This window comes from Parabacteroides sp. CT06 (genome assembly GCF_002257605.1).
Classification (GTDB): domain Bacteria; phylum Bacteroidota; class Bacteroidia; order Bacteroidales; family Tannerellaceae; genus Parabacteroides; species Parabacteroides distasonis.
In genome coordinates this window covers 1,971,125-1,991,134 of the sequence record NZ_CP022754.1, presented here as the reverse complement: position 1 = coordinate 1,991,134, position 20,010 = coordinate 1,971,125, and the positions used below count along the sequence as shown (strand labels likewise).

The 20,010-nt window shown below is 48.3% G+C and carries 15 protein-coding genes; 7 read left to right on the top strand and 8 right to left on the bottom strand.

Annotated features, from left to right (window positions below; genetic code table 11):
• Positions 1-2 precede the first annotated feature (2 nt).
• Both CI960_RS08625 and CI960_RS08620 read right to left on the bottom strand, forming a co-directional pair.
• Entirely contained in the window at positions 3-869 is an 867-nt protein-coding gene (locus tag CI960_RS08625; RefSeq protein WP_005857164.1) for a DUF3737 family protein, read from the bottom strand.
• Positions 870-877: 8 nt separating this feature from the next.
• Positions 878-1,951 (bottom strand): alpha/beta hydrolase, encoded by a 1,074-nt coding sequence (locus CI960_RS08620; protein ID WP_005857166.1) that lies wholly within the window; start codon positions 1,949-1,951, stop codon positions 878-880.
• A gap of 233 nt (positions 1,952-2,184) precedes the next feature.
• Between CI960_RS08620 and CI960_RS08615 the strand changes: the two genes are divergently transcribed.
• Together CI960_RS08615 and CI960_RS08610 are read left to right on the top strand one after the other, a co-directional pair.
• A complete protein-coding gene (locus CI960_RS08615; RefSeq protein ID WP_005857168.1) occupies positions 2,185-3,102 on the top strand; it encodes an AraC family transcriptional regulator in 918 nt (305 codons plus the stop codon).
• A 15-nt stretch (positions 3,103-3,117) separates the two neighbouring features.
• Entirely contained in the window at positions 3,118-4,005 is an 888-nt protein-coding gene (locus tag CI960_RS08610; RefSeq protein ID WP_005857170.1) for an AraC family transcriptional regulator, read from the top strand.
• Between the two features lie 41 nt (positions 4,006-4,046).
• On the opposite strand, the gene CI960_RS08605 is transcribed toward CI960_RS08610, so the two are convergent.
• Both CI960_RS08605 and CI960_RS08600 read right to left on the bottom strand, forming a co-directional pair.
• Positions 4,047-6,563 carry a glutaminase domain-containing protein gene (locus CI960_RS08605; RefSeq protein ID WP_009017333.1) on the bottom strand — a complete coding sequence of 839 codons (2,517 nt, stop codon included), beginning with the start codon at positions 6,561-6,563 and terminating at the stop codon, positions 4,047-4,049.
• A 4-nt stretch (positions 6,564-6,567) separates the two neighbouring features.
• Entirely contained in the window at positions 6,568-7,251 is a 684-nt protein-coding gene (locus CI960_RS08600) for an SGNH/GDSL hydrolase family protein (protein WP_005857175.1), read from the bottom strand.
• 132 nt (positions 7,252-7,383) lie between these two features.
• Here CI960_RS08600 and CI960_RS08595 point away from each other — a divergent pair, with 132 nt between their 5' ends.
• Positions 7,384-8,568, top strand: coding sequence for a dicarboxylate/amino acid:cation symporter (locus CI960_RS08595; RefSeq protein ID WP_005857177.1), 1,185 nt, complete (start codon positions 7,384-7,386; stop codon positions 8,566-8,568).
• A 51-nt stretch (positions 8,569-8,619) separates the two neighbouring features.
• Here CI960_RS08595 and CI960_RS08590 read toward each other — a convergent pair whose 3' ends face one another.
• Positions 8,620-9,453, bottom strand: a complete 834-nt coding sequence (locus CI960_RS08590; protein ID WP_005857181.1) for a helix-turn-helix domain-containing protein — start codon at positions 9,451-9,453, stop codon at positions 8,620-8,622.
• Between the two features lie 150 nt (positions 9,454-9,603).
• On the opposite strand from CI960_RS08590, the gene CI960_RS08585 reads away from it, so the two are divergent.
• The 4 genes from CI960_RS08585 to cysK all read left to right on the top strand — a co-directional run bounded on the left by CI960_RS08585 (position 9,604) and on the right by cysK (position 16,432).
• Positions 9,604-10,713, top strand: a complete 1,110-nt coding sequence (locus CI960_RS08585; RefSeq protein ID WP_008779825.1) for an efflux RND transporter periplasmic adaptor subunit — start codon at positions 9,604-9,606, stop codon at positions 10,711-10,713.
• A 5-nt stretch (positions 10,714-10,718) separates the two neighbouring features.
• Positions 10,719-13,922: an efflux RND transporter permease subunit gene (locus CI960_RS08580; RefSeq protein WP_005857185.1), complete on the top strand. Its 3,204-nt coding sequence runs from the start codon at positions 10,719-10,721 to the stop codon at positions 13,920-13,922.
• 28 nt (positions 13,923-13,950) lie between these two features.
• Positions 13,951-15,315 (top strand): efflux transporter outer membrane subunit, encoded by a 1,365-nt coding sequence (locus CI960_RS08575; RefSeq protein WP_005857187.1) that lies wholly within the window; start codon positions 13,951-13,953, stop codon positions 15,313-15,315.
• A 169-nt stretch (positions 15,316-15,484) separates the two neighbouring features.
• Positions 15,485-16,432 carry a cysteine synthase A gene (gene cysK, locus CI960_RS08570; RefSeq protein WP_005857189.1) on the top strand — a complete coding sequence of 316 codons (948 nt, stop codon included), beginning with the start codon at positions 15,485-15,487 and terminating at the stop codon, positions 16,430-16,432.
• A gap of 130 nt (positions 16,433-16,562) precedes the next feature.
• Here cysK and hisB read toward each other — a convergent pair whose 3' ends face one another.
• Genes hisB through hisD form a run of 3 tightly spaced genes read right to left on the bottom strand, consistent with a single transcriptional unit; the run spans position 16,563 to position 20,010 of the window.
• Positions 16,563-17,699, bottom strand: a complete 1,137-nt coding sequence (gene hisB, locus CI960_RS08565; RefSeq protein ID WP_005857191.1) for a bifunctional histidinol-phosphatase/imidazoleglycerol-phosphate dehydratase HisB — start codon at positions 17,697-17,699, stop codon at positions 16,563-16,565.
• Positions 17,696-18,733: a histidinol-phosphate transaminase gene (gene hisC / locus CI960_RS08560; RefSeq protein ID WP_005857193.1), complete on the bottom strand. Its 1,038-nt coding sequence runs from the start codon at positions 18,731-18,733 to the stop codon at positions 17,696-17,698. The genes hisB and hisC overlap by 4 nt, the downstream gene beginning before the upstream one ends.
• Complete coding sequence (gene hisD, locus CI960_RS08555; protein WP_005857194.1) at positions 18,730-20,010, bottom strand: histidinol dehydrogenase; 1,281 nt, start codon at positions 20,008-20,010, stop codon at positions 18,730-18,732. The genes hisC and hisD overlap by 4 nt, the downstream gene beginning before the upstream one ends.

Genomic DNA, 20,010 nt, shown 5'->3' with positions numbered 1-20,010 from the left:
CTTTATGCGGAAAAGCAAGTACGTTCATTCCATAGCCTCAGTTGGCAATTACCCGGAGCCTTAATGTTCTCGTCGAGGATTACCTCACCATAGCTTCCGGCGGTGATGCTTCCCGTACGGGGATTCTTCACGCTACGGATCGGGCTATTGATAGTCGCCTGCACGGAACTGTATTCAAAGGCTAGATCGCAATCATCTGCCATCGTACAGTTCTCCATCATAAGATCGTGGGCGTAACAAAGCGGCTGTGTACCCGAGATTTTGCAATTTACCAAACGCAGGTTCTTCGAGTGCCATCCCAAGTACTCGCCGTTAATCTCGGAATCGTATACGGTAACATTCTCCGTATTCCAGAAAGCGTCTTTCGAGTTGATGACCGCATTACGGATTTCCACGTTCTTACAATACTGGAACGAGTAGTTTCCATTTTGAGCGTAGTTCCGGATTTTAATGTTCTCGCCGTGCATAAATAAATAATCAGCATGATCTATTTGCACATTTATCAATTCCACGTTCCGGCAATGCCAAAGGGTTTCTTGAGCATTGGGTAGTTGTACGTTTTCCAGTCTGATACCGTCCATCTCCCGAAACATCTTTGGGGCTTCCACCCGTGTATCCGTCATCACTAGATTTTGGGAGTACCATAACGCAGCACGTCCACCTTCGGTAAACAGGCTATTCTTGATGGTGAAGCCATCCACGTGCCAGAACGGATATTTACCCTCAAAACGACAGCCTATGGCTATGATATTGCTACACTCTTTCAATGCCGACTCCCCGGCATGAATAACGACATTGTCTAATTGTAAATCGTGAGAGGCGAACAAAGGACGCTCACCACTAAATTCCATATCCTTTATCTGTTGCATAATGAATCTTATTTAAAGTTTTCTACAAAGAACCGTTCAATCTTATCGAAGGGAATGACACTCATCTGATCGTATAAATCGACATGATTCGCTCCGGGTATAATTAGCAATTCTTTATTGTCACCTTTCAGTTTCTTGAAAGCATCCTCGCTGAAGTAACGTGAATGCGCTTTCTCTCCATGAATAATCAATACGGCGCTACGAATCTCGTCACTATACGAGAGTATAGGCATATTGATGAACGATAAAGCCGAGGTCTTGTTCCATCCGCCATTCGAGTTGAGCGAACGCTTGTGGTAACCACGCTTCGTCTTGTAATAAGCGTAGTAGTCTTTCAAGAATTGGGGCGCATCGTCGGGTAACGTATCGGGCAAACCTCCCGCAAGGGCGTATGAGCCGTTCTTTGTGTCAGCGGTACGCTGTTCATTGAGTTGCTTGCGCAATTCATAACGTGCGTCGGCATCCATCGCATCGAAGTAACCATTAGCGTTCACACGGCTCATATCGTACATCGTAGAGGTTACGGTCGCTTTGATACGAGTATCGATAGCCGCCGCATTAAGAGCCATGCCTCCCCATCCGCAGATACCGAGGATACCGATATGTTCCGCATCCACATCATCACGTGTCGAAAGGAAATCGACGGCCGCACAGAAATCTTCCGTATTGATGTCGGGAGAAGCTACATAACGAGGCTCTCCGCCACTCTCGCCTGTATATGACGGATCGAAAGCGATCGTCAGAAATCCACGTTCTGCCAATTCCTGCGCATATAAACCCGAGGATTGTTCCTTCACGGCACCGAACGGACCGCTAATAGCGATAGCAGGCAATTTTCCATCCGCATGCTTGGGTTTGTACATATCGGCGGCAAGCGTAATGCCATAGCGATTACGAAAAGTAACTTTACTATGGCTCACCTTGTCACTCTGTGGGAATACTTTATCCCACTCCTTAATTAGATTCAAATTCTTGTCCATTGTATGATCGGTATTAATTTGATTGTCTGTAGCGAACAGATTTCCCGTAGCGCAAAAGCATATGGCTATTGCCGTACATAATTCTCTTAATGACTTCTTCATGTCGTTCCTTGTTTATTTTTACGAAGGCAAAGATAGAGGCTCAAATAGCATCCCTTTGTAGACAAATTACGGATGTCATGACCTCAATTACAGGTTTTGTGGAATCAGCCAGAAAGCCTGTAAATACACATAATCCGTAACAATGGTTATATAATCCGTAATTAGGGTTATAACTATATATGAATTATCCTCTATTTTTGCGTACAGAATTATTGATTAAATACGTACGGCTTATGGATAAGATACTTAACTTAGATAGTGTAGACCTATATAACAAACTATACGGCCTCGAAACCCTAAATCCGCTTGTCAGTGTCATAGATTTGAATAAAGCGACGAGTAGTGTAGATCTCATCCGCTTCAATTACGGCATCTACGCACTGTATCTAAAACTAGAGAAAGCCTGCGATATCAAATACGGACGCCAGACATACGATTACCAAGAAGGCACGATCGTTTGCTTCGCCCCCGGACAAACTGCGGAAACAAATCCGACAACCGATAAAGTCCAAGTAAACGCACATGGTATTCTTTTCCATCCCGATTTACTGCGTGGAACGTCACTCGGAAAGAATATAAAGAAATATACGTTCTTTTCTTACGAGGTAAACGAGGCGTTGCATCTCTCGGAAGAAGAAAGATCTATCGTGATGGATTGCCTGAAGATCATCCGTATGGAACTGGAACATGGCGTGGATAAACATAGTAAAACCTTACTTGTAAACCATATCGAACTGCTGCTTAATTATTGTATGCGTTTTTATGAAAGGCAGTTCATCACCCGAGGCAAGACAAACCGGGATGTGCTGACACGTTTCGAAAACCTGTTGGATGAGTATTTCGAAAGTACACTCGCCGAACAGGACGGATTGCCTACGGTGAAATACTTTGCCGACAAGCTTTGCCTCTCATCGAACTATTTCGGTGACATGTTCAAGAAGGAAACCGGCAAATCACCGCAGGAATACATCCAAGAGAAAGTAATCGAGCTAGCCAAAGAACGTATCTCCGGCACGGCGGACACAGTCAGCCAAATCGCATATTCCCTCGGTTTCCAATATCCGCAGCACTTCTGTCGGCTATTCAAGAAACGGGTAGGGTACACGCCAAGTGAATACCGTGCGCAGATCGGTCTATCAACGAATCTATAGAAGGCGTTCAAGAAGATGTTAGATATTAAGACTGTATATGAATGTAACCGGTGCTTGGGATGCAAGACGCTGCACCCACAAGTAAGCCTCATCAATCTAGAGAGCCCGAACCTAGAGCAAGAGGCCGTAAAGTTCGAGTTCTACGCGATCCTCTTGATAGAAGACTGCCCGGACGGTTGCTATTGTTGCGGACGTAAGTATTACGATTATTCCAACGCTACGATGGTGTTTCTTACACCCGGTGAGATTTTCCGCATGAGCGAGAATAATACGCTACCCAACAAAGGGTACCTTTTAGCGTTCCATCCCGACCTATTGTTCCACACGTCATTGGACAACCCTATTAAGAACTATACCTTCTTCGCTTATCACAAAGAAGAGGCTCTGCATCTCTCTCAACGTGAGACAGCCAAAGTTACGTGTTGTCTGGAAAACATCGAGGACGAGCTTCACCATGCCATCGATACGCACAGTGGTACCATTCTATCCCGCCACATTGAATTATTATTGGATTATTGTACACGCTATTATGAGCGACAGTTCATTACCCGGGAAAATAAGAACAAGGCTATCTTGGAGAAATTGGAAAGGCTCCTCGACGAGTATATCATTTCCGGTAAATTAGAGAACGGCCAGCTACCCACCGCCGAATATTGTACGGCAGAACTGGACCTTTCTGTCGCTTACTTCAACGACCTGTTAAGATTCGAGACCGGCAAAACACTGGAGGAATATTTTCAGTTCAAACGATTGAGCGTGGCTAAGACAATGCTACTGAAAAACGGTAATACTCCCGCTTTGGTAGCACGACAATTAGGTTATCCGAACGTACAGTATTTCAGCCTTATATTTAAGAAGATCACAGGCATCGCTCCCTGTGAATATCCATATGCGCAAAACTAAGAAACGGAAGGAATGACCTCCTTCCGTTTCTTAGAATGACATTATTTTCCTAGCTTCTTTTCCAGCATCTTCATAAAATATCCCCCGACAACCGAACGGGCTTGAAAACCTCGTTGCGTACCATCGGAAGTAAAATGCCAATCGCTTAGAGGAACACGTGAAGTCGTCTCGTTGGCGTAGTTCCAGACCGGAACCATCAGCGCATTGAAATCCTCCATCGATCCGGTCAAACAAGCGGACCATAAAATCCAGTCGGACTTCGTATAATCCTCCCGGTTATCCAACGGCAAACCATATTTATTTTGTTTTGTCTTGTAATAAGCCATTTCCGTAGCGGCAACCTCTTTTGGGAAGATATTCAAGCCCAGCAAGCGATCCCAGACCAGATTATATTTTTGGCTCCAAGTGCCCGGCTTATCGAAAGTCAGGCGGTAATGATCACCATCGTTCGCCATCTTCACCCACTTAGCGGCCATCTCACGGGCGACTTCCGTATATTGTCTAGCGATATCGGCCTTACCTAACATCTCCGCCAATTTTCCGTAGCCGGCAACTCCCATAATTGCCTTGATGGACAAGTTCGTGTTATGGGCGAAATGTCCGGCAAAATCATCCGTACAAAGTTGGTTCTTCGGATCAAGGCCTTCCTTCAACAAGTAATTCGCCCATGTAGTCAAGACCTCCCAATGTTGGGCGGCATAATCAGCATTGCCATCCACTATTGCTATAGCGGTCGCTAGCACAAGCATATTACCACTTTCTTCCACGGGCATATCGCCACCATAGGTTTGACCGTTCGCAACCGGATAGGTACCCACATCGTGAGCCGGAAAAGGTTTCTTCCATTGTCCGCTCTCGCTATAATAGAAAATGGGATTCATCATTCCCTTCAATAAATCCGTGTTGTATACTAAGAATAAGGGGGCGGAAGGATACGTAATATCCACTGTTCCGATAGAACCGTTACTGAAATTTTCTTTCGAAAGGAATAAGAGAGTCCCTTCCTTATCAGTCACCAACTTATGGGCGGCGATCGCCTGCCGATATGCGATAGCGCATAGCTCGGCGTATTTCTTCCCTCCTACGGCACTCGTCTCGCTCATCAAAGAAGAATCGAAGGAACCGCAACGCCGCATCAGATCCTCGTAAGAAGCCTCCCCTTTTTCGAACGCCTGATGAATATCCACCTTTCCGTCGTGCTTCCAATAAGGCATCCGGTTGTCTTGGAAATACTGGATCGAATATAAATCATCGTAACCGATCATCAAATGTCCGGAGACGGTTTCCTTGGAGACCTTGCCGATCGGGTCCGTATAAGCGAGGACTGTCATTTGCTCACGCATATCCGAAGAGAGACTTTGCGATCCAGCCGGTAAATTACCAGTAGTCATGAAAGCTTTCTTCGTAGCATAATACTCGTCGATCGTTGCGGAGACTCCCGGTTTCTTGGGGATAGCCAAATAGAAATATCCCCAGTCAATCCGTACATCATCCCCGGTTTTCGCCAGAACCTCTTGATCGATTGTTCCTGTCTTCAGGTAAATTAAATCAGGGGTTTCCGTTTTCTCGAAAGTCACCTCTTGATCGATCGTATTCACGGCCCATTGCGGCGTGGCTTCCAGGTATAGTTGCACGTCGTGATCTTTACCGTCGATGGAACGGACTTGATAGGTTATATAATTAAACGGAGAAGTCATAGCCTCCAGATCATTCAGCAAGAAAGGAGCCGTGAAAATCAAGTCCAGACTCACGCCACCGCACTCAAAGGTATAGAATGTTTGCGTAGGCATCACGTTCATGGATTTCTGGATCGCTTTCTCATCGAACGTATCTCCTCGTTTCACCTTCCGCATGATTCCCATATCCACATAAGCGCCTCCCCCATTGTTCCGGCAATGAGCGGCCAACACGTTACCCGTAGGCTTCAAGCTCTCCGCCACCGCTTCCGGTATCTCTTTCAGCAAATCATAGTCCAGACCGTTCCCTGCCACGGCGATTTGCTTTCCATTTAGATACACCTCGATATTATCATCATGCGAATATTGGAGGTAGAGGGCATCCTTTTGCTCATCCGAAGGCCAGTCAAACGTACGACGTACCCAGATATCTCCTGTAGACCAAGGCGTGGAACGATTCGGATTATCTTCCGTTCCGAAAGCGGCTTTTCCCCGCTTCCAACTTTTCGGATCATAAGCCTCGGCGAACCAATCGCCGGCAGGCTGAGACATCGTATAATCGGCCTCCCATAAGCCATCCGAGGCCATACCGATCACCGAGGTCACCTGTATATCGTCCATTCCCATGAAACGGTATGACTTACCATCTACTCGTATACCGCCTAGAAGCGGATAATCACGGCCGGTCCAATGCCGTACCGACTCATCATTCAATTGATCGGCAAACGACCATGCGCTTGTATAGGGGTCGATCGTGACCAAAGGAACGGCCGGAGCACGTAAAGAGTTCTCTGCCGCCGCCGTATATACCTCGGAAACTTTCACTTGCGTACAACAAGATAAAGCCGTACAACAAGATAAAGCCAATAAATAGTTTCTCATCTGCTTACTTCACGGTTTTATGAATGGCCTCCAGCACGATCTTCTCCATGATCTTATAGCCTTCCAAGGTAGGATGCACACCATCTTTCGACAGGTTAGCGGGCAATCCGTTTCGCTCATCTTTCATGGCGGAATGATAATCCACGTATGTCAAACCATTCTTATCCGCATACTCCTTGATCCATTTATTGAGCTGGATAACCTTATCGGCCGGTTGCATACCCGGTCTCCAAGGAAAATCATAAGCCGGCAATACGGAGCAGAAAATCACCTTGATATGATTTGCCTTCGCCAATTCTGCCATAGAGACCAAGTTCCCAAACACGTTTTCCAAGGCGATCACACCGTTATTGTGAGCGATATCATTGATTCCCGCCAAGATCACCACGGCTTTCGGTTTCAAGTTAATAACGTCTTGGCGAAAACGAACTAGCATCTCCGAGGTTGTCTGTCCGCTGATCCCACGGTCTACGAAGTTATTCCGGATAAAGAAAGTCGAATCCGCCGGCCACCATCCGTCTGTAATGGAGTTCCCCATAAATACCACGTTCGAAGGAACTTTCACGGTCTTGTTAGCCTCCGCATAACGACCAAACTGAGCCCAGTCCCCTTTCTCAGTCTGGGCAAATAACGTAGTGGTAGCCAATAAACAACCCGCTACCAGTAAAGCTTGTTTCATGTTTTTCATATTACTTGATTATAAAATACAAACCAACGATCTTGTTTTCATCAAACAAAAGTAATCAAAATTGTCCACTCACCCATTCACACAAGAAAATATCTTATATTTGCTGTCATTGAAAAATAAAAACATCCGAATATGCTGAAAAAGATTCTTTCCAACACGATCGTACGGTTGATACTGGCCGTCTTGATCGGACTTCTGGTTGGGCTTGCCGTAAACGAGTCTGTGTTAAAAGCGGTCATGATCGTAAAACAAATTACGGGACAGATTATTTTCTTCTTGGTTCCGTTGATCATTCTAGGATTCGTGGCGCCTTCTATCGCCCGCTTGAAAAGCAACGCATCCAAAGTCTTATTATTCGCTTTTAGTATCGCATACCTGTCATCGGTTGGCGCCGCTACCTTTGGCGCCGTTGTGGGTTATGAATTAATACCGCATTTGCATATTCAAACCGCCTCGGAAGGTCTAAAAGACATCCCTCCCATGTTGTTTAATCTAGAGATTCCGCCAGTGATGAGCGTTATGTCGGCATTGGTATTGGCCGTGATGCTGGGACTTTCTACCGCATGGGTTAAATCCGAGGAGATGGAGAGGTTGCTGGAAGTATTCCAGAACATGGTACTTAAATTGGTAGAACGGGTCTTGATGCCGGTCCTGCCGCTTTTCATCGCCGCAAATTTCTGTGTCCTTAGTTATGAGGGGGCGATTACAAAGCAGTTGCCTATCTTTTTATCCGTCCTGTTGATTGTCATCATTTGCCATTACATCTGGTTGACCTTACTGTATGTAGTCGCATCGATCTACTCCCGGAAAAATAGCTGGGGCGTATTGAAATACTACGGACCCGCTTATTTGACAGCCTTAGGCACCATGTCATCCGCCGCCACCTTGGGCACGGCCTTGACCTGCGCCAAGAAAAGCAAGATCTTGCGAGAGGAAGTAATTGACGTGACTGTCCCCCTGTTTGCGAACATCCATCTATGCGGCTCTATCTTGACGGAAGTGTTTTTCGTATTGACCGTCTCGCAAATATTATATGGCAGCATGCCGGACTTCACGACGATGTTCGTATTTATCATCTTGCTTGGTTTCTTCGCGATCGGCGCTCCCGGCGTACCGGGCGGTACGGTGCTCGCCTCATTGGGCCTGATCATCGCTATCCTAGGTTTCGACGAGGCGGGAACGGCATTATTGCTTACGATATTCGCTTTGCAAGATAGCTTCGGTACGGCTTGCAACGTGACGGGAGATGGTGCTCTTACCTTAATCACGGATACGTTCGATCAAGGGCAAACGGGAAAAGCTTCCACAGCTTTATAAGGACAAAACCTCATGGCTATTTTACTGCAACCCGCCTTGCAGTAAGTGGTATCACTTCCTTTTCATTCGATACTCTATGGGTGACTCCCCCGTATGCTTCTTGAAATACCGTCCCAGATAGGATTGGCTGGGAAAGTTCAAGTGGTTCGTTATCTCCTGCACGGTCATTTCCGTGGTACGCAACAACACCTTTGTCTCCAATATGATATGCCGGTCTATAATGGTCTTCGCCGACTCGCCCGCCACTTGCCGGGTGATAGTGGAGAGATAACGGGGAGAGATACAAAGCTCGTTCGCATAGAAAGAGACCTCTTTCTGGTCGAGATAATGGGCATGGATGCAATTGATGAACTTATGGAACAACTCCTCCCCACGGTTGCACCCATTTTGCTGGCGGCTCGAGAAGGAGTACCTTGTCTTATCATACATATTAAGGAAGAAGCATTGCAACTGGTTTTTCACGATCATATCACGGTACACGTTATTCCGATCCATGTAAATCAGCCAAAACAGCCGGATGATCACATTTATGGTCTCCTCCTGATCGGCGGGATGCGTATAGCAAGGGCTATCCTTTATGAAGCGGAAAAAGGGCGGATCCAGCCGGAATACGGCCTCGTCGAACAAGACCTTCGAAAAGGATATATATTGTACCTTGAAATCCTCGCTACTCGCGTTCAACGTCAGGATCGTATCCGGTATCAATACGATCACCGTGTTGCGCCGGATATCCCATCGGCTCAAATCGACGGATATATTCGCCGTTCCTTTATAGCAAAATAAGATCATGCCATATCCGCTCTTGTAAGGACGATCCAATAACTCCCTCAAATCGGAATCGCCTATTATGAACGACTCTCCTCTCTCTATCTCAAATGGATTCATATGTCTACTATTTTGCCCGCGAATATAAGAGATCATTAGCATATAACGGATCATTCCATCTCAAAATGAACAATCATCGCCTCATTGTGGAAACAATGGTTCGCCGATAAGCGAGTAGCTTTGCATCCGAAAATATAGGTATTAGTTAAGATGAAAAAGCAAAATCGATTGATGAAGACTGCGATCGCCTTATGGTGTATCGTAGCTGTTGGGTGTAAACAAAGCCCTGTAATCCAACAAAGTTCAGGGTATGCGACAATGACCGTATTCACTTCGGAGAAAACTTTATCCAATAATTACTCGGCGAGTATACGAGGAAAACAGGATATCGATATTTATCCGCAAGTATCCGGCTTTATTACAAAGCTCTGCGTAACGGAAGGCGAGAGCGTAAAAAAAGGACAAGTCTTATTTATTATTGATCAAGTCCCTTATCAAGCGGCCTTAAACACCGCCATTGCGAACGTAGAGGCCGCTAAGGCATCTGTAGCGACAGCGCAACTGACCTACGACAGTAAACAAGAATTGTATAAAAACAAAGTAGTTTCCGAGTTCGACCTAAAGACCGCCTACAACACTCTACTCTCGGCAAAAGCCCAATTAGCCCAAGCGGAGGCACAAGAGATAAACGCCCGTAACAACCTTTCTTACACGGAAGTGAAAAGCCCCTCGAACGGCGTCATCGGAACCCTGCCTTATCGTGTAGGCGCATTAGTAAGCGCAAACCTGCCCAAATCGCTCACCACGGTATCGGACAATTCCGAGATGTATGTGTATTTCTCCATGACCGAGAATCAGCTATTGGCCTTGACCCGTCAATACGGCTCGAAAGACAAAGCCTTGGAGAATATGCCCGAGATAGAGCTTCAACTGAACGATAAATCGCTTTATCCCCAAACGGGAAAGATCGAGACGATCAGCGGCATTATCGATCAAAACACCGGAACAGTCAGCTTGCGTGCCGCATTCCCGAACGAGGAGCAATTATTGAATAGCGGGGGCTCCGGGAATGTGATCATTCCGGTTACATACGATAACTGCGTCGTAATTCCCCAAGCCGCCACGTTCGAGATCCAAGACCGGGTATTTGTCTTCAAGGTAGTGGACGGCAAGACGCAATCCGCCCCCGTAGAAGTGACCCGTGTGAACGGAGGACAAGAGTATATCGTAAACGCCGGATTGAATAGCGGCGACGTGATCGTAGCCGAAGGCGTAGGTTTATTGCGTGAAGGAACACCGATTGAAGTAAAACAAAATTAAGAACAATGAAAGTTAGCACATTTATAGAACGCCCCGTACTGTCCGCCGTAATTTCCATCACGATTATGGTTGCGGGTATCATCGGGCTTTTCACCTTGCCCGTAGAACAATATCCGGATATCGCCCCTCCTACCGTTATGGTCAGTACGACTTACTTCGGGGCGAATGCCGAGACCATGCAGAAGAGTGTCGTAGCCCCTTTGGAAGAGGCGATCAACGGCGTGGAAGATATGACCTACATGACCTCCACGGCTACCAACTCCGGTACCGCCACGATCACGATCTATTTCCAACAAGGAACCGATCCGGACATGGCCGCCGTAAACGTACAGAACCGTGTATCGAAAGCGACCGGGCAATTGCCGGCCGAGGTTACCCAAGTGGGTGTCACGACTTCCAAGCGCCAGACCAGTATGTTACAGATCTTCTCGCTCTATAGCCCGGACGGTTCTTATGACGAGAACTTCCTCAGTAATTACATCAGCATCAACCTAAAACCAGAGATACTCCGTATCTCCGGAGTCGGCGAGTTGATGGTTATGGGTGGCGATTACAGTATGCGTATCTGGATGAAGCCCGACGTTATGGCCCAATACAAATTGATCCCCTCGGACGTGACCTCCGTGTTGGCCGAGCAAAATATTGAGTCCGCCACGGGTTCTTTAGGCGAGAACTCGGACGAGACGTATCAGTACACCATGAAATATAGCGGACGCCTGCTTACTCCGGAGGAATTCGGCGATATCGTGATCCGCTCCACCGAGGATGGAGAGGTATTGAAGCTAAAAGAGATAGCGGACATTGAGTTAGGAAAGGAGAGTTATGCCTATATCGGACAAACAAACGGTAAGCCGGGTATCTCCTGTATGGTTTTCCAGACAGCCGGATCGAATGCCACGGAGGTGAATAATAAGATCGACGCTTTTCTTGAGGAAGCCTCGAAAGACTTCCCGAAAGGTATCGAGGTCGTAAAATTGATGAGTACGAATGATTTCTTGTACGCCTCGATCCATGAGGTTGTAAAAACCTTGATAGAGGCCATTATCCTCGTTATCCTTGTGGTATATGTCTTCTTGCAGGATATCCGTTCTACGCTGATTCCGTTGGTAGCGATCGTAGTTTCCTTGATCGGTACGTTCGCCTTTATGACGGTCGCCGGATTTAGCATCAACTTGATCACTTTATTCGCTTTGGTATTGGTGATCGGTACGGTGGTGGATGATGCGATCGTTGTTGTAGAGGCAGTCCAAGCTCGGTTCGACGTTGGATATAAGTCCTCTTATATGGCTAGTATGGACGCGATGAAAGGATTGACATCCGCCATCGTCTCTACTTCATTGGTATTTATGGGCGTGTTTATTCCGGTATCCTTCATGAGCGGTACATCCGGTACGTTCTATACGCAGTTCGGCTTGACGATGGCAGCGGCCGTAGGTATCTCTACCGTTAACGCGTTAACGTTAAGCCCGGCGCTTTGCGCTATCTTATTGAAGCCTTACATCAACGAGGACGGCACCCAAAAGAATAACTTCGCCGCACGTTTCCGTAAGGCGTTCAACGCCGCGTTCGATTCGGTCATCAAGAAATATAAGCACGGGGTGTTGTTCTTTATCAAGCGGAAATGGCTGGCTTGGTCTTTATTGGCATGCTCCATCGTATTACTGATCGTCTTGATGAACACGACAAAATCCAGCTTGGTGCCCGATGAGGATCAAGGTACGGTTTTTGTCAACGTAAGTACGGCCTCCGGAAGCTCTTTGGCTACGACTAACAAGATCATGACGAATATCGAGCAACGGATCAACCAGATTCCACAGCTTCAATCTTATTCCAAGGTTTCCGGTTATGGTTTGCTGGCCGGACAAGGTAGCTCTTTCGGTATGTTCATCTTGAAACTAAAACATTGGGATGAGCGCCCGGACAAGGAAGATAACGTACAAGCCGTGATCGGACAGGTATATGGCCGTACGGCAGATATCAAGGACGCTACGATTTTCGCCATCGCCCCCGCCATGATCCCCGGATATGGTATGGGTAACGCATTGGAAATGCATACGCAAGACAAGGCCGGTGGAGACTTAACGACCTTCTTTAACACGACCCAGCAATATCTCGCCGCCTTGCGTGAACGGCCCGAGATCGCTACGGCTTACTCTACTTTCGATATCAAGTACCCGCAATGGCGCGTGGATGTGGACGCGGCGAAATGCAAGCGGGCCGGAATCACTCCGGATGCTGTTCTATCAACCCTTTCCGGTTATTACGGAGGGCAATATGTGTCGAATATCAACCGCTTCTCGAAGGTGTATAAGGTGATGATACAGTCCGATCCTAAATATCGTCTGGATGAGACCTCCTTGAATAATACGTTCGTACGCATGTCGAACGGCGAGATGGCACCGCTTAGTCAGTTTATCACCTTGACCAAGGTATACGGTGCCGAATCTTTAGCCCGTTTCAATATGTATAATTCGATCGCCGTCAATGCCGTACCGGCCAATGGATATAGCTCCGGGGATGCTATCAAGGCGGTAAAAGAGACAGCGGCCACCTCACTCCCGAAAGGATACGGGTATGACTTCGGTAGTATCACCCGTGAGGAGAACCAACAGAGTAATACGACAACGATCATCTTCGGTATCTGTATCTTGATGATTTATTTGATCCTAAGTGCCTTGTACGAGAGTTTCCTTGTTCCTTTCGCCGTGATTCTTTCCGTACCGATGGGTTTGATGGGTAGTTTCTTGTTCGCCAAGTTCATGGGATTGGAGAATAACATTTATCTGCAAACCGGTCTGATCATGTTGATCGGGTTGTTGGCGAAGACCGCCATCTTATTGACGGAGTACGCTACCCAGCGCCGCTTGTCCGGCATGAGCCTGACCTCGGCCGCTCTTAGCGCGGCGAAGGTTCGTCTGCGCCCGATCTTGATGACCGCTCTTACGATGATATTCGGTTTGCTGCCATTGATCGTTTCCAACGGCGTAGGCGCTAATGGAAACCGCTCGTTGGGAACCGGTGCCGTTGGCGGTATGTTGATCGGTACATTGGCTTTGTTATTTATCGTGCCTTGCTTATTCATCACGTTCCAATACCTGCAAGAGAAACTACGCCCGATCCAATTCGAGCGTTCCCTTGATTGGCAGGTGCAAGAAGAGGTAAAAGAGGCCGCCGAAGAAAGAAAAGAATATTTAGATAGCAAGAAATAATCTATCCAGTTGTATATATATAATGTATATGAAGAATAACATCATACTCTTTGCCGTAGCGACGCTAGCGTTGAATAGCTGCGGCATTTACAAGAAATACGAGCCTGTCGCCACCCTCCCGGAGAATCTATATCGGGAGGAGATAGCCCCGGCAGATACCTTCTCCATCGGGAATATCAGTTGGCGGGACCTATTCACCGATCCGGCCTTGCAATCCTTGATCGAACGGGGATTAGCCAATAATACAGATCTGCGGATTGCCCATCTAAAGGTGCAAGAAGCCGAGGTGGCGTTAATGACCTCCCGCCTCTCCTACCTCCCGTCGCTCTCCCTAGATCCGCAGGGCACGACAAGTAGTTTCAATAAGGCAAAAGCGTCGTGGACATACAACGTCCCGGTATCGGCCAGTTGGGAGATCGATATCTTCGGCCGGCTGACAAACGCCAAACGACAAGCAAAAGCCGCCTTGTCGCAAAGCCAAGCGTATAGCCAAGCCGTACAAACACAACTGATCGCCAACATCGCCAATTTATATTATACCCTATTGATGCTGGATCGGCAATGCGAGATCACGACGGAAACCGCCGTGAGATGGCAAGAGAGCCTTCGTGCCACCCAAGCGTTAATGGCAGCCGGCATGACTACCGAGGCGGCCGTATCGCAAACCGAGGCTACTTGCTACTCCATCGAGACCTCTGTTAAGGATCTGGAACAGACCATCCGGGAGACCGAGAATACGCTTGCCGTCTTATTAGGAGAAACACCTCAAGATATCGAGCGAGGAAGATTGGAAGAGCAGTCCTTGACCCCGGATCTGGCGATCGGCATCCCGGTGCAGCTGCTATCGAACCGTCCGGATGTACGTAGCGCCGAGTACGCATTGGCGCAAGCGTTCTACGGGACAGCCTCCGCACGCTCCAATTTTTATCCCTCGCTACGTCTTAGCGGCAGCGCAGGGTGGACAAACAGCGCAGGCAGTTACATCGTAAATCCGGGTAAACTATTACTATCGGCGGTCGGCTCCCTCACGCAACCGCTATTTAACAAAGGAGCGAATATCGCCCAATTGAAAATAGCGAAAGCGCAGCAAGAGGAGGCCAAGCTCACTTTCCAACAAACCGTGCTCAACGCCGGAAAAGAGGTGAACGACGCACTTACCCAAGCCCAGACCGCAAAGGGAAAGATCGACTTGCGTACACACCAAATCGAATCGCTTGAAGATGCCGTGCGTAGCACCCAATTGCTGATGACGCATGGAAACACTACTTATTTGGAAGTGCTCACGGCACAGCAAACCCTGCTCAGCGCCCAGCTCTCCCAAGTAACGGATCGTTTTGACGAGCTTCAAGCCACCGTAAACCTCTACCAAGCCTTAGGAGGAGGCAGACATTAAAGAGAGTCCTTTCAGACTTGTATATAATTATGATTGTAACCTCCTTTTGTGCGTGACGCATAGAAGGAGGTAAAAAAATACCCGGTTTATGGTATATGCCGTAAACAATCCATCCACTATCTTTGTCATATAAATAAAAGAATCCAGAAACAACAAAATTCATTTGTATATGGCAAGAATAGCAAGACAACTGACCGACCTTGTCGGCAACACTCCCCTGTTGGAGTTCTCTAATTTCAACGCGAGCAAGGGCCTTAAAGCCCAAGTAATCGGCAAGCTGGAATATTTCAACCCGGCTGGTAGCGTAAAAGACCGCATCGCCTTGGCGATGATCGAGGACGCCGAGGCTAAAGGCTTGTTGAGACCCGGCGCTACCATTATCGAACCGACCAGCGGTAATACCGGAGTCGGACTCGCTTTTGTCTCCGCCTCGAAAGGCTACAAATTAATCCTGACCATGCCGGATACCATGAGTGCCGAGCGTCGTAACTTATTGAAAGCGTTAGGTGCCCGGCTCGTCCTCACCCCCGGGGCAGAAGGCATGAAAGGAGCCATCGCCAAAGCGGAGGAACTGCGTGATGCGACTCCCGGTTCCATCATCCTACAACAATTCGAGAATCCCGCCAACCCGGCCATGCATATCCGCACGACCGCCGAGGAGATCTGGCGTGATACGGATGGTAAAGTAGACCTGTTTGTAGCCGGCGTAGGAACCGGAGGCACGGTCAGCGGTGTCGGTGCCGGATTGAAAGCTCACAACCCGAACGTACAAATCGTAGCGGTAGAGCCTAGCGATTCACCGGTACTTTCCGGAGGCAAGCCCGGCCCGCACAAGATACAGGGCATCGGAGCCGGCTTTATCCCCAAGACCTACAACGGGGAGGTAGTTGACAATATCCTGCAAGTAACGAACGATGACGCTATCCGTACCAGCCGCGAACTGGCCGGGAAGGAAGGGTTGCTGGTAGGAATATCTTCCGGCGCCGCTGTATACGCCGCCGTGGAACTAGCTAAACTTCCGGAGAATGAGGGAAAAACGATCGTGGCGTTGCTTCCGGACACAGGAGAAAGGTATCTCTCCACGGTTCTATATGCTTTCGAGGAATATCCTCTATAGGCTTTTATCGGTTTATCTGATGTCATAGAATCTGAGTCGAAAACACTATAGTGTTTGTGGATAAACACAATAGTATTCAGACTAAAACACTACTGTATTCGTGCACAAATACAGTAGTGTTTTTTACAGATTACAAGAGCCCTTTCGTACTCGGTAGCTCAAACCGATAAATATCTCGTCGGATCGCCATCTTGATCGAGCGGGCCAAAGCCTTGAAGATACCTTCTATCTTATGATGCTCGTTCATACCCTCGGCACGGATATTCAAATTCATGCGGGCAGCGTCGCTCAAGCTCTTGAAGAAATGGAGGAACATCTCCGTAGGCATATCTCCCACTTTCTCACGGTGGAACTCAGCGTCCCAAACCAACCAAGGACGGCCACCGAAATCCAGCGCCACACTACACAAGCAATCGTCCATCGGAAGGCAATAGCCATAACGCTCGATCCCTCGCTTATCACCCAGCGCTTTCAGCATCGCCTCGCCAAGGGCAATCGCCGTATCCTCTATCGTATGATGCTCGTCGACCTCCAGGTCGCCTTTTACCCGTACCGTCAGATCCGTACCGGAATGCTTACCGATCTGATCCAACATATGATCGAAGAAACCAAGCCCGGTAGAGATCGATGTCTTTCCGGTTCCATCCAGATTCCAGTCCACATAGATGTCCGTCTCCTTCGTGGCACGCCGTACGACCGCACGACGCTCGCCGGCAAACAGATACTCGGTGATCTTATCCCAATCATCCGTGATATAGGCGGGAGACAATGAGGTAGCGTAAGCCGCCAACTCACTCTCCGCTCCCTCCTCCGGGCGCAACCAGATACCTTTAGCGCCCAGATTATGGGCCAACTCCATATCCGTAAGGCGGTCCCCGATCACGAAACTATTCTCCAGATCGTATTCACCGGTCATATATTTCGTGAGCATTCCCGTACGAGGCTTACGATTCGGGGAATTATCCTCGGGAAAGGAAGGATCGATCAAGATATCGTCGAATACGATCCCCTCTCCTTCCAGCGTCTTTAGCATCAAGTTATGGGCAGGCCAGAAAGTCTCCTCCGGGAAAGAGGGCGTTCCCAGCCCGTCTTGGTTGGAGACCATCACGAACTCGAAATCCAACCGCTCGCGAATGAAATAGAGGTTACGCATCACCTTCGGGACAAACTCTAGTTTCTCCAAGCTATCCAATTGATAATCTACGGGCGGCTCTTTTACAAGCGTGCCGTCCCGGTCGATAAACAACGCTCTTTTCCTCGTGCTCATAATTTCATGTTTTTCATCGCGTTCAATAAGCTATCATTCTCTTTCGGCGTACCGATCGTAATACGAAGGCAACCCCGGCATTTCTGCACGTTACTACGGTTACGCACTACGATCCCTTTCTTCACGAGCCCATTATACATGGCATCCGCCTTGGCGACATTCACCAACAAGAAATTAGCGTCCGAAGGATATACTTGATAGGAGAAAGGAGGCTCGGACAGGATCTTCTCCAGCCGGTTACGCTCCGTGAGGATCTCGTTCACTTGGTGCTTCATGGTCGCCTCGTCGTTCAAGAGCTCCAAAGCTTTCTCCTGTGTAAGCTGGTTGACGTTATACGGATATTTGATCTTATTCAAGACACCGATAATCTCCGGAGAGGCGAATGCCATACCCAAACGAATACCCGCCGCTCCCCACGCTTTCGACAAGGTTTGAAGAACGATCAGATTCGGGAACCCGGATAATTCCTTCAAGAAAGAGGGATAAGCGGAGAAGTCGATATAAGCCTCATCGATCACCACGATTCCTTCATAATTCTTCAAGATCTTATAGATCGAGCCACGATCCAGACTGTTGCCACTAGGGTTATTCGGAGAACATAGGAAGATCACTTTTGTCCACTCGTCCGCCGATTCCAATACGGCTTCCGCATCCAAATCAAAGTTTTCGTCCAAAGAAACCTTACGGCATTCCACGTTATTTACATTCGCTGCCACCTCATACATGCCATACGACGGCGAGATCGTCACTACACTATCCAACCCCGGCTCGCAAAAAGCACGGATCACCAGATCGATGGCCTCGTCACTGCCATTGCCCAAGAAGATCGAGCTACGGTCCACGCCTTTCAACACGGCCAGACGATCCTTCAATTTCCACTGCAAGGGATCGGGATAACGGTTATACGGCATATTCCACGGATTCTCATTCGCGTCCAGAAAAACGGAGGCATCCCCATGAAACTCATCACGTGCGGATGAATACGGTTTCAAATTCCAGACATTCGGTCTTACTAAATCTTTCAGGTCTTTCATATCGTGTTCAATCTAATTGTTACTGCGTTGCGGTGAGCATCCAGCTGCTCGTTGGCCGCCATGGTTTGGATCGTACTACCCAAGGCACGGATACCATCGGAAGTGATCTCTTGGAAAGTGATCTTCTTGATGAAACTATCCAAGTTCACGCCGCTATATGCCTTGGCATAGCCGTTGGTCGGCAAGGTATGATTCGTGCCGGAAGCATAATCGCCTGCGCTTTCCGGAGTATATGGACCCATAAAGACACTGCCGGCGTTCTCGATTCGCTCCGCGATAGCGGTGTAATCCGATGTTTGGATAATCAAGTGCTCGGGAGCGTATTGGTTCGTGAAGTCTACGACTTCCCGCGAATCTTTCAATACGATGATACGGCTGTGCGCTAATGATTTCTCGGTAATCTCCTTTCGGGGCAAACGATCGAGTTGCTCTTGGATGGCACGGGCCACGGGTTCCACGATCGTTTCCGAAGCGGTTACGAGGATCGCTTGGCTATCCACCCCATGTTCGGCTTGCGAGAGGAAATCGGCGGCGATAAAATCGGGATTCGCCGTCTCGTCCGCGATCACCTCTACCTCGGATGGTCCGGCGGGCATATCGATGGCGACCTCTTTCAGGCTTACTAATTGCTTTGCCGCCGTCACGTATTGATTACCGGGGCCAAAGATCTTATACACCTTGGGGACCGATTCCGTCCCATAGGCCATCGCCGCTATCGCTTGGATTCCTCCGGCCTTGAATATCTTACTTACACCCGCGACCTCTGCGGCGAACAGGATAGCGGGATGTACTTTCCCTTCCCGGTTCGGTGGCGTACATAATACGATCTCCTTGCAGCCGGCGATACGTGCGGGCACTGCCAACATCAATACCGTGGAAAACAAAGGCGCCGTCCCGCCCGGAATATATAAACCGACTTTCTCGATCGCTACCGCTTTCTGCCAACAAGTGACTCCCGGGGTAGTCTCCACTTTCTTTCCCTCGAAACGCTGCGAGGCATGGAACTTCTCGATATTCGCCTTTGCCGTACGGATCGCCTGTTTCAAGTCCTCAGCGACCAAGGCATCCGCTTCCCGCATCTCCTCTTCCGAGACTTGAAGGGAAGAAAGGAGCACTTTATCAAACTTTTCCTCATACGCTTTTACGGCAGTGTCACCCTGCTCACGTACCTTGTCCAATACCGTACGGACCGTATCGAACAAGGTGGTTACATCTAATGCGGGACGTTTGATTAGTGAGCTCCATTCCTCACGTCCGGGATATTTTATAATCTTCAT

What these genes read in the sequence shown, in the direction of transcription:
- cysK (WP_005857189.1), top strand. Translation starts at nt 15,485, where the DNA reads ATGGCAAGAATAGCAAGACAACTGACCGACCTTGTCGGCAACACTCCC.
- CI960_RS08625 (WP_005857164.1), bottom strand. Translation starts at nt 869, where the DNA reads ATGCAACAGATAAAGGATATGGAATTTAGTGGTGAGCGTCCTTTGTTC.
- CI960_RS08605 (WP_009017333.1), bottom strand. Translation starts at nt 6,563, where the DNA reads ATGAGAAACTATTTATTGGCTTTATCTTGTTGTACGGCTTTATCTTGT.
- CI960_RS08595 (WP_005857177.1), top strand. Translation starts at nt 7,384, where the DNA reads ATGCTGAAAAAGATTCTTTCCAACACGATCGTACGGTTGATACTGGCC.
- CI960_RS08615 (WP_005857168.1), top strand. Translation starts at nt 2,185, where the DNA reads ATGGATAAGATACTTAACTTAGATAGTGTAGACCTATATAACAAACTA.
- hisC (WP_005857193.1), bottom strand. Translation starts at nt 18,733, where the DNA reads ATGAAAGACCTGAAAGATTTAGTAAGACCGAATGTCTGGAATTTGAAA.
- CI960_RS08580 (WP_005857185.1), top strand. Translation starts at nt 10,719, where the DNA reads ATGAAAGTTAGCACATTTATAGAACGCCCCGTACTGTCCGCCGTAATT.
- CI960_RS08585 (WP_008779825.1), top strand. Translation starts at nt 9,604, where the DNA reads ATGAAAAAGCAAAATCGATTGATGAAGACTGCGATCGCCTTATGGTGT.
- hisD (WP_005857194.1), bottom strand. Translation starts at nt 20,010, where the DNA reads ATGAAGATTATAAAATATCCCGGACGTGAGGAATGGAGCTCACTAATC.
- hisB (WP_005857191.1), bottom strand. Translation starts at nt 17,699, where the DNA reads ATGAGCACGAGGAAAAGAGCGTTGTTTATCGACCGGGACGGCACGCTT.
- CI960_RS08610 (WP_005857170.1), top strand. Translation starts at nt 3,118, where the DNA reads ATGTTAGATATTAAGACTGTATATGAATGTAACCGGTGCTTGGGATGC.
- CI960_RS08575 (WP_005857187.1), top strand. Translation starts at nt 13,951, where the DNA reads ATGAAGAATAACATCATACTCTTTGCCGTAGCGACGCTAGCGTTGAAT.
- CI960_RS08620 (WP_005857166.1), bottom strand. Translation starts at nt 1,951, where the DNA reads ATGAAGAAGTCATTAAGAGAATTATGTACGGCAATAGCCATATGCTTT.
- CI960_RS08600 (WP_005857175.1), bottom strand. Translation starts at nt 7,251, where the DNA reads ATGAAAAACATGAAACAAGCTTTACTGGTAGCGGGTTGTTTATTGGCT.
- CI960_RS08590 (WP_005857181.1), bottom strand. Translation starts at nt 9,453, where the DNA reads ATGAATCCATTTGAGATAGAGAGAGGAGAGTCGTTCATAATAGGCGAT.